Origin of the sequence: Pseudomonas putida, assembly GCF_026625125.1 — a bacterium.
Taxonomy (GTDB): domain Bacteria; phylum Pseudomonadota; class Gammaproteobacteria; order Pseudomonadales; family Pseudomonadaceae; genus Aquipseudomonas; species Aquipseudomonas putida_X.
The window spans coordinates 1,379,640-1,392,579 of sequence record NZ_CP113097.1 but is presented as its reverse complement, the minus strand read 5'-3'; the positions used below and the strand labels follow the sequence as shown (position 1 = coordinate 1,392,579).

Sequence of the window (12,940 nt, the reverse complement as noted above, 5' to 3'; positions counted from 1 at the left end):
ATCGAAAGCAAGGCGAAGCCGCCAGCTTTCTGTTGCCTCTCCCACCCGACTACACCGGAATTGAAAGGCAGCTGCGCATAGCGTTTCCAAACCAGTTTCCATTGGTTTCGCTGAGGATCCAAGTCGAGCCGTCCCCCTGGCTCGCATGGCCGCATGCCACTAGATCCGGGCTCTGTCTGCACGGTTTCCGCGAAAGGCCAATTACGGGAGATCCGGAAACAGTGGTACAGGACTGCCTCGTACGGCTTGGGGCAATTCTTGAGTTTGTTCGAACAGATGCAGATCCTACATTGCGTGACACTGAGTTCCAAAAAGAATTTACCTCGTATTGGAACATGCAGCTTGATATTTCTCCTCAAGATGTCTTGCTGCTAGAGAGGCCTAAGGCGGCATCAGAACTATTTGCAACCAGCGACCCCCGCCCAGGCCGACGCACCCGTACCGCCTGGCTTGCACCAGATGTGCAATTACTCAGAACGCATATCAACCGTACGCTTGGGTTAAGCGCGAAAATCAAAGCACCAGCAGTCGCAGGCTTCTATCTGGAGTTGCTGACCTTCCCTGATATCCAATTTCCGACTCCTGATCGCTTGCTGGAATGGCTGACACCGCACCTCAGCCCAGACGATAGCAAGCAATTCCTGGCCTGGTTCTCCGGAAAGGGCTCACTGGCCAATCGGTGGCTTGTACTTGAATTACCCGGTCCCACAGGAGCGCCTCTGTATTGCCTAGATGTCCGCTCTTACAGTAAACAACCAGACCATGGCCGCTGGTATGGCTTTCGCTCAGCTCGGCGATGGTCAGGCAAGAATCAGCCATCCCACTCGCCTGTTCTGGTGAGGGGCGCCATTCTCAATGTGTTAGATCGGGATGACATTCTTTCCCGCGACCTCAGCGGTACCGCCAAGAGCCTGGAAAAGTCCAAAGTAGTAATTGTCGGCGTCGGCTCGCTGGGGAGCACTGTTGCCTTACAACTTGCCCGCTCGGGCGTGGGAGAGCTCGTCCTCATCGACCCTGACATCCTAGAGTCTGCGAATCTGGGACGTCATGTACTAGGGGCCGACGATCTCGCTCAGTCAAAAGCGACTGCTCTTGCCGAAAAGATTACGCATGATCTGCCTACCGTTAAGGTCATGGCCTTCATGGATTTCGCTGAGCTCATGCTGCTCAAGATGCCGGAAATTTTCGACGATGCAGACATGGTGCTTGTCACCACTGCAGACTGGTCATCGGAAGTAGCCCTGTGGTTCCGCAAAGCGCAAGCCGCAGGCTGGAATCTCCTGCAAGCGTGGAGTGAGCCTCACTCGTTTGTTGGGCATGCGCTCTTAGCGCCACAAGGGCAGCATGATGGACGCCCCTTGTTCGATGACGCTGGTAATTTCAACTTCAAGTACACCGAGTGGCCGAACGGTGGCGGGGTGGTTCCACTGCCGGCGTGTGGCCAAACCTTCATCCCTGGAGGCGCCTCAGGCATGGCCAACGTGGCGTCGATGGTTACCCAAGTAGCATTGAGGGGTCTTACCGGGCAGATCACCAAACCTGTGTGGACCACAAGTATCTATCGACCTCAGGACATTCCTACTCATGACGGCACTTACAGCGGGCCACCCTTAGCAGATGGCGTCCAACACATCGTGCTTGAACGTGATTGGCCAGATGCGGAGAGTGGTAAGCAGTGAGTGCTATAGCGTGGGCATGGCAATGGCCTGGAATCGATGTTCGCTTGTCGGTCTCCCAAACTGTTGCCGAAGTGCTTGATCAGTACAGGCAACGAACGTGGAGAACTGAAAGAGGTGGTCAACTGTTAGTCGACCTGGCCAACCCCGCTGGCTTGATCATGAGCCTCGCCACACCGCCACATGCAAGAGACCGCGCTGGATGGTCCTGGCTGGAACTCGACGCTGACCGCTGCCTCAGGGAAATTGAATCGGCCAATGCACAAGGGCTTCGGCTTGTGGGGTATTGGCATACACATCCACAAACCGTTCCGGCGATTTCACCCACAGATATAGCAAGCTTTTCTCGATTCGCAGCACGCTACGCGCAGGAGCTACCCCACCCGATCGCAGTGATTGTAGGCCTATCCCCAGAACCCGACGGCATCAAGGCGTGGTTGTTCCGTGACGGGAAGTGCGTGGAAGCCGCCTTGGCCAACTGATCAGGGCAGCGCTGCCCTACGCTGCAGCATCAACTGGAAAAGCTCTGCCTGATAGCGCGCGTCATCCAGCGCATTATGCGTGGGAGATGACTGCGGTAGTAGATTTGCACTCATGTGCGATGATTTAGTCTGCTTCCAATCGAGATTGAAAGCCCCCATGTAATACGCCTTAATATCGAGTGCCGCAAACCCGAAGGGGTTCTCCCCCACATACTTATGAAAGTAATAATTGACAAAAGACCAATCAAAAGGAGCGTTGAGACCGACAAATATAGCTTTTTGACCGGGCAGACTGACATTGGCCAACCATTCCGCAAGCTTCTGCATCGCCTGTACGGGAACAATTCCTGTAACTGTCAACTCCTGCAGATCGAACCCCGTTACAGCCACCGCTTCAGGATCATGCTTGGGACTGTCTGGCTGTAGCTCCAGGTAGATAGCCTGATCTGGGCGCCCGACAACACACGCCCCAAGGGAGAGCATGCTGTAGTCCCCAGGGATCGGACCTGAAGCCTCGATATCTATAGAAATATAAAGTTCTTCAGTGCTCATTTCCTTACCTCCTGGATAGACAACTGACGATCTGCAGGGTCGAATTCACTATCCTATTAGAAAACAGGCTAGCAGCCGAGCATATTGGAATATGGCAATAAGTATTCAAACGCCAAATAGCTCGTCCACGCGATCCGGAATTTTTGGTGTCTTTGAGAGCACCAAACAGCGACTGGTGCCGACGCTCTCTTCAATCAGATAGAGCGAATCCCCAACGTCATCGGGTATGCGGACGGCTCCGTCTCCATCCCAGTCTTCAATGGTTATTCTGAATCGGGTATTCATCGTCGCTCCAAAATCCGCCACGCATAGAAAATCCCACAAGACCCTTCCTGCTCAGCACCTGACTCGGTCAGCCTGCCTTGAAGGGGACGGTGGCCGCCAATCTGGGCCTCCTTGCTGGGAAACAGGATCAGTGAGGAAGTCATGAAAGCCAGGACTCTACGGTACCGGCACCGTACTGAGCCTTCCATTCTTTCAGGGTGCGATGATTCCCACCCTTGGTTTCAACCACCTCTCCCGTGTGGGGGTTTTTGAAGACCTTCATTTGACGAGGTTTTCGAGCATTTTTGGCCGGCAGGACTGCTACTTCTGTGCGAGCGCTGGGGTCCAAAATCTGAATTACGTCGCGCAAGCTGTAACCATATTCTCCCAACAAAGAACGCAGCTTTCCTTCAAATTCGATTTCTTGCTTCAGCGCGTTGTCATTTTTCAAGCTTTCCAGCTCGGCCAGCTGCGCCGCAAGCTTTTGCTCAAGGGCACGAAATTCAGCGAGTTTAGACATGAAAATAACCTTCAGTGAGTAAGTCCAACATTCAATCATTAGCTTGCTTAGCATGTCAACCTGATGCAATCCCATCTACGCCCGACAAAAAAACGAATCCAAAGTGCGCAAGAAATCCTATCTATCAGGACAGTTTGATATCATTCTCACCAACGCTTATAGCTTTTCCGACCTGTTGAAATGCTAAATCTATTAATTTCACTGTAGCCCGCCCGATCAACTAACCACCTGTAGTCAGTTTTAAGATTGCGGCAGCCAACCAGACCTAGGATGTACTTATGCTTAAGGAAGAATTGCTGAATTGGGGAAGAAAGCTAGTCGACTGGTTTGTGCGCCCCAAAAACCTGGGCGTAACGCTGATCCGCAGCGGCGCTTTAGTCATAGGCCTTTCGCTCGCCGGCGGGATCGTCGGGCAAATTGTGTATAAAAGCGATTCGACCCAGCTACAGGCCAGCGTAGACACCTCAGGAGGACCTGCCACCTGGATCAGCCTGACTGCATTCGGCGTTGGCGTACTGATGATTGTACTTGGGGTTTGCCTCAACCTGCACGACCGTCAGCAACTGGCCCGCCAACGGGTCATGATCCTCGAGCAAAAAGGACTCTTCAAAATTGATAGTCCTTTGGACACCACAGTAAAGAGCACCCTCGGGGGTAACGTCGACACCATCCTTGTCGACATTCGCGAAGGCATTACCGAGGGGCGCATCACTAATCCAGAGATCGCCCTGAAAAAGGTGGTAGACGGTAGAGGTGATCTGGTCCGACGTCTTGATGGGCAGAATAAAAACGATATTGAGATCGTCTACGGCGGACTCATGGCCGTGCCATTCACGTTTTTGACTGGATGCCTGCTCGATGACGAGGGAGGTAGAATCAAGATCTTTGACTGGGACCGCCTAGGGGTCGGCCAATGGCGCTTGATTCAGAGCGGCGTCGACGACAATCAGCGACTTCAAACTGTGTCTGCCATCGCCGACAGGGTAGAAGAAGTCGTTTTTGCTCTTTCGATTTCTTACCCGGTAGACGAGGCAGGCATCGCAAAAGCCTTCCCAGAATTGCCCGTTTTGCACATGAGAATGGACGATCTCTCGTCCAACGCACACTGGTCTATTGAAAAGCAAAGCGCGTTGGCAGAACAATTCCTGCAAGTCGTGAAGGGCTTGTTAGCTAAAGGGGCCAAGACAATTCACCTGATCATCGCCGCGCCAAACAGCGTGGTATTCAATCTGGGGCGTATCTATGATCGGAGACTGCTACCTCTGGCCATTGTCTATCAATACGAACGGTCATCCAGTCCGGCCTTCCCCTGGGGGGTTGCCCTTCCCTCTCACGCGCAGGATGAGCCCTCAATTTTTCGATACGAGGTGAAAAGAGCGGCAGAACCACTGTCTTAAACTACGCAGTGAGAAACCGACGAGTTTGTTGGCCGGCTGGCGTGCTGATCCACACTTACGCAGTTGGCCATCCGTGAAGAGGACATCACCCGCAGCCGCAAGAGGCTGACCGCCGTACTAGTGAGCATCCTCAAACCAAATCTCTTTGTAGGCTCGTTTTATATCCAGGCGGGAAAGCGTGCGCCGAGCGGCATGAGCACGAGCATGAAGGCCGCAAGCCGCGAAGCGGCGTCCGCAACCGCAGATACAAGAAAGCTTGTTCGCTCGCCGCCGCTTAAGTGCGAGCATTTTCATAAGCAATCGCAGACTGGCAGAATCAGGCACGCCAAAAATCTTGAGGTAGTCGTCAATCAGGCCCTGCTCCCCGTGCTCGAGTTCACCAAAAGGGAACAGTGCCAAGCCTCGCTCACGCAAGCTATGAGCATAAAGAAACGGAATGACGCACTTTTCGACAAAGTCAGTCAAGGTTGGCTTGGTACCGAGGACAAGGCGCTGACTGAGCAGAGAGCCCAGACAGAGTGAGCCATCAGGGTTCACATGATTCACCCTCTCCCTGGCAATTCGACCACCCATCTCGAAAACCTGAGGCAGCGATTGATCCAAGGGCTTGGCTATGTCGATCTGGACGCGGTACTCATCCCCTAACTCCGGAAGCCCTTCCGAAATCGCAGAGAACACTAAACGGCCAGCCAACCTGACAGCACCGTCCACTGTTGGCCGATGCCGCATCATCGGATAGACGTCTAAAAATGCCTCTATCGCTGGATCAAATGCCCTCAACCGCGACCACTCCATGGCCTCGGCGCCTTGGTAACGACGATCGCGGGCGCCGGCGTCGATGCTGCTGAAGCCATGACAGGTGCGCCGACCTGGTTCAATGAAACGTTTACGCCAAGCACGTCCTTCAAGTGGTCGATAAGGGACTGCCCATCGAGTGAGCGGATTTTCTCGAAGTCACGTACTGCTTGGCGTACCCAGAGTTGGAAAATTTCCTTCAACCTAAGCTTTTTCCCTTCAGGGGTTGCCCAGCGGTCGGCGAAGTTTTCCTTTGGGTTAACTGGGTTTGGCACCACATTGGCATTTGACTCGACGAAGTGGCTGAGTGCACCTAAGCAGCATGTGAGGGCCTCTCCAAGCGTCGCGGCGGGCAGATAACTGCTTGCAGCCAGGGTAGTGATGATGACCGAGATGGGCTTGGGATCCGGATCGTCCTTGTACATGACATCCCGATGCCGCTTGAGGAGCTGAACTGCCCGCTGCAGATTAGTTTTTCGTGAGTGGAATGGCACCTCATCAACCTGTGCTTCCATCATCACTACCGGCCCGACCGGCTCTGGATCTGACTTCGACTCAAACCATTTGCAGTAACCATCAGGATTGCTTAGTAGCCAGTCATCACTGATTGCCTCGTAGTTAGGGCGTTGATCATCAGTGATGTAAACGGCCAGCTCCGCGACATCGTTCGCAAGCACTTGCCTGAAGCCGAAACTCTCCATGGCGATAGAAAGCGCTTGTTTTCTGGCCTCATCCACAGGAACGCCTGGCACTACGTCCATGTGAAAATTCATATCATCCTGGTAGTAGAGACGCCAGCACCGATGCTTCTCTTCCAGATCCTCGCGGATTTGCTTGGCATCCCGGTAGCCTTCGAGCTCAAGGCGCACCATTTTTTTGAGCTGCGCCTGGCTGTGAGTATGGCGGAACACTTCCTCCCGCAATTTGCAGGAAAGGTCTAGATCATAGCTTTCACCCTCCAGCAGCGGCTTGATCGCCGTGCCGAGGGCAAATGACCCTGCACGAAGATATGGGGATCGTTAGCCGCCAGCGTGGACTTCTTGCGGCTGAACCACTCACCCAACGATTCATACCGGCGCTTAGCTCTCTCATATGCACCAGGTGGCAACTCAAGCGCTTCCACTGCGATGATCAGGCTACGTTCTCCATGGTCCACGTTGAAACTCCTTGATTGGGTTGAAGCCGATATGTCCAGCCAGCGCTCAGAAGGCTTCGAGCTGCAGCTCGTTATGGGGTGGTTCATGTGGAGCAATGATGGTGTGCCGGCCGAGACTGAAGGCCCTGAATGGCGGCTTCTGCGGAGCCATCTGGTACATGTGGATTAGTGGATGCAACCTTGCCTGCAGCTTCATCCCAAAAGCAAAGACTGCAGCTGCCGGGGCGATGGCGCATATACATACTTCCGATGCTTTGAGGACATCAGTGACGTAAGCCCAGGCCTCATGACAAGCCACCCGGTAAGCCTCCATTGCCTTCGGGGGCACAACCACATCAACACCATGGACGCTGGGCTCAATACGGATGCGGGGCATCGACAGAAGCTCATCATTCAGCGCCGAGTCAGTGATTTCCGCAGTCAATTCCAGAGTGATCAGCACCCTACCCGCAGGCGAAGGGGGCTGGTCTGGCTTAGTCCAAATGAAGGTCACAGGTGCTGGATCCGTCTCAGGGCGTACCCAAGTGCCGTGATTGCGTCTGAAGCTAAATAATTCAACCCGGCGAGCCTCGCCGATCAACCATCCGCCCAGCAACATTGCCGGCATGTTGCCCAACGGAAAGATTGCCAACTGCTCTGCTTGGCTACCAAATGCGCCGTGTCCACGAATCGCTTCGTGGATGTGCAAGATTTGAGACCGGAATGCTCTCAAGAACGACGACCAATAACCCGGGTCATTCACGTCATTGCCGCCCTGGGAGTCGCGTAGCAGGAACTCAGCAACCCTTTCGCTGGCCGGGTTCAACTGAGCTTGCAGCAAAGCCTTACGGGCATCGTGCTGAGAGAACGAGGTGGTTCTACCTGCGATGTCGCCAATGAATGCCAGGGCATGAACCACCGGATACGCCAGTGTCCTGACCTGATGAGTACGCCATTTCACCCGAGACGCAACCATGGCCTCTAGTCGCTCACGCGGATAGCTGTCGGGGTCGACTTTGTCTATTAACCGGTGATGGATGTCGCAGCAGAGCATGATGTTGTTCGGCGACTGCGCCAAGACAGCGGAGAGCTTTTCATCGCCCCGAGGTCCCTTGGCCTTAGCCGCTACGATATGCGCGAGATACCCATAATAGCCGTAGTGGTCACGATCATCCTTGAACAAGACGGCATCACAGCCCTCAAACTCACAAATGCCGGCAGACCTCGAATAGACCCAGTTAACGACCTGGTCTGGCAAGCTAGGCCGTTTGAGGTCGCTAAGCAGAGCCTCGCGGCATTTTATGAAGGATGTCAGAGCCCCTTTTGTAGCCTTTGCTTCAGGAAGCACAACCAAGCCTTCTGCGAACTGCGTAACGTCGGTAGCAACCACAGGTATATCTGATACAGCATGAAGCTCCAGCTTGATACTGAATGCAGGCCTCGCCGCTGCCCAGGCGGTCAAGAACGCCTTGGTCTCCTCCCCCAAATCGCCAGTGACAGCATGATCAAGCGCGCCTGATAACGTTTCGATTCGAACGATTGCAAACCTCCAACCACCCTGCTCGAAGGCCATGATGACCCGACAGTTCGGGGTCTGCTGCCAATACTCCAGAGTGGCCTTCAGGTCCTGATCGTAGAGTGCATCCAACGGTACAGCCATTAGTCTCTCCTGGGAGTTACCACCTTTACGTTCGGCAGGAAGATGCCACATCGCTGGCTACACCCAGCGATCCGAGATTACGAAAAGACCCTCCCCAAATCAATATAGTGCGCGGCTCTTTAAGGCACAGCATGATGTACCATATATTAAAAATCTAAAAAAATTAAGTTTAACAGCGAATTTAAAATATCATTCGCCCCTACTACAATTTACAGTGGTGAACCTCAAGCTTCAGTAGCCCGCAGTTAAGTGTGCGTCGAGGCCTGCTCGTCATCGATCATGGGGTTGGGAATGGACGCGGTCTTCCTCAAAAATCGCGTATGCAGCCGGCCGTCGAAGTCAAAGACCCCGCCAAACGGCAGGGTCGAGTCTTGTTTCGTAAACAGCGCACGAGGGCTGCGACTCATTTCGTAAACCATTAACCGGGCAGCCTGTTGGGTTAGGGCAGCTTTACGCTAGGCTCACACCGCCTGCCGGCTTTTACGACAACGGAGCTAAAGGGTTTACTGAGGATGCTTCCACAGCTCCACGCACTTCGATAGTGCATCTTCCGTAGTCAACGTGCCCCTGAGCCAACAAGGTGTGATTGTCGCTGCCTCCAACATAAAATTCCCGTCACGATCTTTCCGCAGAATAAGTCGCGACTCGAGCTATCACGACTGAGTTGGGTCTATCCCTTGGTTTGAATAATGAAGATCGCCTCAATTTACCGCGCCGTGCTTAACCACCAAAAGCCCATCAGCAAAACCGCCTAGAGGCCTGATGGTAAATGACACTCCGGAAAATCATTGATTTATGATCGTGCAGATTAGCTCTGCACGAACTATCTCGAGAGTTAAGCAGCACTGAACATCTTGTGGGGATCAATGACAAACTTCTTAGGTACCCCGGCGTCAAATTCACCGTAGCCATCCGGTGCCTGATCAAGACTAATCACCTGCACCCCTACGACTTCAGCAATATTGATCCTGTCCCACATGATCGCCTGCATCAGTGCCCGGTTGTATTTCATTACCGGAGTCTGGCCGGTGTGGAAGCTGTGCGATTTTGCCCAGCCCAGACCGAAGCGAATACTCAAGGCCCCGATCTTCGCTGCAGCATCAGAGGCGCCAGGGTCTTCAGTCACATATAGCCCAGGTATACCGATTTTGCCGGCAACTCGCGTCACTTGCATCAGCGAATTGAGCACGGTGGCTGGGGCTTCGTGCTTGGCACCTTCGTGGCCATGGCCACGGGCTTCGAAGCCGACCGCATCAACGGCGCAGTCGACTTCCGGCTCGCCAAGAATATCGATGATCTGCTCGTGCAGCGGGGTGTCTTTGGAAAGGTCGACTGTTTCGAAACCTTGCGATTTAGCATGCGCAAGACGCGCAGGGTTCAGATCGCCGACAATGACACAGGCAGCGCCCAGCAGGCGCGCCGATGCAGCGGCTGCCAAACCGACGGGGCCAGCTCCTGCAACGTAAACGGTGCTGCCTGGGCCGACGCCAGCAGTGACGGCGCCGTGGTAGCCGGTAGGTAGAATGTCAGACAGGCACGTCAGGTCACGGATCTTCTCCATAGCCTTGTCTCGATTCGGCAGTTTCAGTAGGTTGAAGTCAGCATAAGGCACTAGCACATACTCGGCCTGGCCGCCGGTCCAGTCACCCATGTCGACGTACCCGTAGGCGCCGCCGGCACGGGCCGGGTTCACAGTCAGGCAGACGCCGGTGTGCATTTCTTTGCACGAGCGGCAGCGGCCGCAGGCGACATTGAAAGGCACCGACACTAGATCGCCAATTTGCAGGTGCTCGACATCGCGGCCCTTTTCGATGACTTCGCCGGTGATCTCATGGCCCAATACTAGTCCGATCTGAGCGGTGGTGCGGCCGCGGACCATATGCTGGTCGGAGCCGCAGATATTTGTAGAGACTACCTTGAGGATTACCGCGTGCTCAATCTTCTTGCCACGCGGGTCCTGCATTTTGGGATAATCGATTTTCCGGACTTCGACTTGACCCTGGCCCGTGTAAACAACTCCACGATTGTCTATCATAACTGTCTCCTTCCCTTTCCAATGACTGATAGTTGATGCCGCAAATCGCGCAGCAAGCAAACTCGAACCCGCTTAAAACTGAGTTGACAAACGGAGCGTTAAGCCACTCACGCCGGTAGTATTCTCACCCCAAGTTGACGTCAAATATTTTGCCATTAAGTTATATGGCTTGCCATCAATCGAAAAATCGTAGGCCAACAAGGGACCAATGCTGAAAGAAGCTGCGCGGCTACCGCCGTTTGCGACTCTAGCGCCGTTAAGCTTATCGTCGGTGAGCTGCTGATATGTGGTTCCGGTGATGCCGTATTGCCATGGACCGCTGCGCTGCGTTCCTGCAAAATCTAGACTGACAACATAACCTGACTGGTAGTCGGTATCGCGATTTTCAGTGTAGTAGTTGAAAAACAGCCTAGCGCTGAGCTCCGTAGCTTCACCGAGCACTCTGGGAAAGATACTTGGGAATGTGTGAGTGATACCCACATTAGGTGAAACGGTAAAAAAATTAGATCCAATATTCGGAGCGCGATCTTTGTCGTAGTTACCCGTAGGAATATTAAGACCCAGGCCTACCCAATAGGCCGTACCATAAGGAATGGTGCTACCGGGAGCGAAATGTGAAGAGGGATTAAATTTACTCCAGGCAAAAACATCGGAATAAATATCTTGCAGACCCGAAGCACAGGATACTGAAGTAATACCGAAGCAAGTACGTTGGACACCAAGATAAAGCGTCGACCCAAGCGTACCGGATAGAAAAGTTTGATCATAGACGTGCAACATACCCGCGCCGGCGAAATATACATGACCATCTGCAGAAATCGAGTCGCCGTTGTCGGTGTACCACTTTTCAACATTAATGCCGCCTGCTACGCCAGCGACGTAATTACCCGGCGGAGGAAGGAGAGCTGACCTTATATCGGTGCCGCCGATCGGGCCTGCTGGGGATATCGATTCTGCGGCACGGGCAGAGAAGCTGATACTCGTTATTGCTGCGGCGAACAAAAGGCTAGCAGCACGCTCAGTCATGTGCATACGTTACTCCGGAATTTTATTTTTGTAGGTATACGTATTCTTAGAACGGCGCAGGCCCGGATTGAAGCGTTCGATCTGGGCCTGCGGTGCAACACTTACATCGCGGTCATGGTTTCCATTCGACCTGTATGGAGCGTCGAATTGGCAGAAGAGCTAGAGGCAGGAAATCCAATTCTTGACCAGGCGTTACTCGGAGCGATTTAAGTCGCTCGAATGCCACACGCAATCCGATCGTTCCTTGAAGTCGCCCCAAAGGAGCGCCCAAGCAGGTATGACGGCCCTTGGTAAATGCATAGTGGCTCTGCTCATCCAACATTTCCCGGTGGATATTGAATGCCATCGGGTCGGCAACATCGGAGGGGTCGGTATTGGCACTGACCAGAGCAAGCCAGACAAAGTCGCCCTGTTTAATTGTTACACCCGCTACCTCAGTGTCTCTGGTGGCGACCCGTGAGGTGAATGGAGCAGAGGGACGTCGACGAACGGTCTCTTCGAATACCTTGGGCCACAACGAGGGATCCTCAAGCACATCCGCCAGTTGCTCAGGGTGCTGCGACAAGAAGAGAATCCCGTTCGCCATGGCTTGGGCGGTAGTATCTGTTCCCGCTGCGGCGAACTCCGTTAGATGCATTGCGATTCGTTCTTCTGGCAGCGAATAAGATCCGTCAGCCTCGCGAGAGCTCGCCATAACGGAAATGATATCGCTCTCTTTGCTGTCTCGACGCGCCCTGACGAGCTCGCGCAGATGCAACTGAGCCGACGAATAACGCTGCCACACCGCCGAAAATTCAGGCTCTGGGATGGGTTCGCGACCGCTAGCCAATACTCGGAAGTGGTCGTCGCGCAATTGCCGAATAAATCCCTCATCTTCTTCCGGTAGCGCTAGTAACGCCATGAGCGTTTGGGTGGTTAATTCAAGGCAGTACCCTTCCATAAACTCCGCGCTGCCTATGGGTTCCAGCTTGTCGAGAATCCGGTTTGCCCGAGCTTCGATTTCCGGTGCCAGCTTGGCGATAGTTGGCTTCAGGAAGCCCTTTTGTGCAACCCTCCGGGCACCCGTGTGCTTGGGCGGATCCATACCAATCATGATTTCGGTCATCAGTTCAGGACTGACGATAGACGAATACGCGGCGGGGATATCGATGAAAGCGCCATTAGACTTGCAAGACCACAGCTCCCAGTCCATGAGGGCTGCATCTACATCGGAGCGTCGGGTGATGATCCAGGCACCGATAGGTTCGTACCAGAACACCGGAGCAACATCTCGGGCATTGGTGAACACTGCAGCTGGATCATTCAGATAGAAATTACTGAAAAGATCAAACTCGGCGGGTGCAGCATGATTAAAAGGACAACGGCTCATAACGGAGTTCCTGTCTCACTGAAATCGGG

Annotated in this window: 12 protein-coding genes; 3 read left to right on the top strand and 9 right to left on the bottom strand. The window is 53.7% G+C overall.

What is annotated here, in order from left to right; translation table 11 throughout:
* Positions 1-290 precede the first annotated feature (290 nt).
* Entirely contained in the window at positions 291-1,679 is a 1,389-nt protein-coding gene (locus tag OSW16_RS06385; RefSeq protein ID WP_267821672.1) for a ThiF family adenylyltransferase, read from the top strand.
* A gap of 158 nt (positions 1,680-1,837) precedes the next feature.
* The gene (locus OSW16_RS06380) at positions 1,838-2,158 is read left to right on the top strand and encodes a Mov34/MPN/PAD-1 family protein (protein ID WP_418942178.1); all 321 of its coding nucleotides are present in this window, start codon (positions 1,838-1,840) and stop codon (positions 2,156-2,158) included.
* Here OSW16_RS06380 and OSW16_RS06375 read toward each other — a convergent pair whose 3' ends face one another.
* The 3 genes from OSW16_RS06375 to OSW16_RS06365 all read right to left on the bottom strand — a co-directional run bounded on the left by OSW16_RS06375 (position 2,159) and on the right by OSW16_RS06365 (position 3,494).
* Positions 2,159-2,710, bottom strand: a complete 552-nt coding sequence (locus OSW16_RS06375) for a 3'-5' exonuclease (protein ID WP_267821670.1) — start codon at positions 2,708-2,710, stop codon at positions 2,159-2,161. It abuts the gene before it with no gap.
* Positions 2,711-2,815: 105 nt separating this feature from the next.
* Positions 2,816-2,995: an AbrB/MazE/SpoVT family DNA-binding domain-containing protein gene (locus OSW16_RS06370; protein WP_267821668.1), complete on the bottom strand. Its 180-nt coding sequence runs from the start codon at positions 2,993-2,995 to the stop codon at positions 2,816-2,818.
* Positions 2,996-3,134: 139 nt separating this feature from the next.
* On the bottom strand, positions 3,135-3,494 hold the full coding sequence (locus OSW16_RS06365) for a histone-like nucleoid-structuring protein, MvaT/MvaU family (protein ID WP_267821666.1): 360 nt from the start codon (positions 3,492-3,494) through the stop codon (positions 3,135-3,137).
* A gap of 278 nt (positions 3,495-3,772) precedes the next feature.
* Here OSW16_RS06365 and OSW16_RS06360 point away from each other — a divergent pair, with 278 nt between their 5' ends.
* Entirely contained in the window at positions 3,773-4,891 is a 1,119-nt protein-coding gene (locus tag OSW16_RS06360; protein ID WP_267821663.1) for an SAVED domain-containing protein, read from the top strand.
* A gap of 117 nt (positions 4,892-5,008) precedes the next feature.
* Here the strand turns inward: OSW16_RS06360 and OSW16_RS06355 are convergent, their stop codons facing one another.
* From OSW16_RS06355 to OSW16_RS06330, 6 genes are all read right to left on the bottom strand, one after another.
* Complete coding sequence (locus OSW16_RS06355; RefSeq protein WP_267821660.1) at positions 5,009-5,686, bottom strand: hypothetical protein; 678 nt, start codon at positions 5,684-5,686, stop codon at positions 5,009-5,011.
* Positions 5,668-6,648: a cyclic GMP-AMP synthase DncV-like nucleotidyltransferase gene (locus OSW16_RS06350; protein ID WP_418942176.1), complete on the bottom strand. Its 981-nt coding sequence runs from the start codon at positions 6,646-6,648 to the stop codon at positions 5,668-5,670. The genes OSW16_RS06355 and OSW16_RS06350 overlap by 19 nt, the downstream gene beginning before the upstream one ends.
* A gap of 240 nt (positions 6,649-6,888) precedes the next feature.
* The gene (locus tag OSW16_RS06345; RefSeq protein WP_267821654.1) at positions 6,889-8,481 is read right to left on the bottom strand and encodes an SAVED domain-containing protein; all 1,593 of its coding nucleotides are present in this window, start codon (positions 8,479-8,481) and stop codon (positions 6,889-6,891) included.
* Between the two features lie 835 nt (positions 8,482-9,316).
* Positions 9,317-10,516, bottom strand: coding sequence for a formaldehyde dehydrogenase, glutathione-independent (fdhA, locus tag OSW16_RS06340; RefSeq protein WP_267821653.1), 1,200 nt, complete (start codon positions 10,514-10,516; stop codon positions 9,317-9,319).
* Between the two features lie 72 nt (positions 10,517-10,588).
* The gene (locus tag OSW16_RS06335) at positions 10,589-11,548 is read right to left on the bottom strand and encodes a SphA family protein (protein WP_267821651.1); all 960 of its coding nucleotides are present in this window, start codon (positions 11,546-11,548) and stop codon (positions 10,589-10,591) included.
* A 106-nt stretch (positions 11,549-11,654) separates the two neighbouring features.
* Positions 11,655-12,911, bottom strand: coding sequence for a cytochrome P450 (locus OSW16_RS06330; protein WP_267821649.1), 1,257 nt, complete (start codon positions 12,909-12,911; stop codon positions 11,655-11,657).
* Positions 12,912-12,940 lie beyond the last annotated feature (29 nt).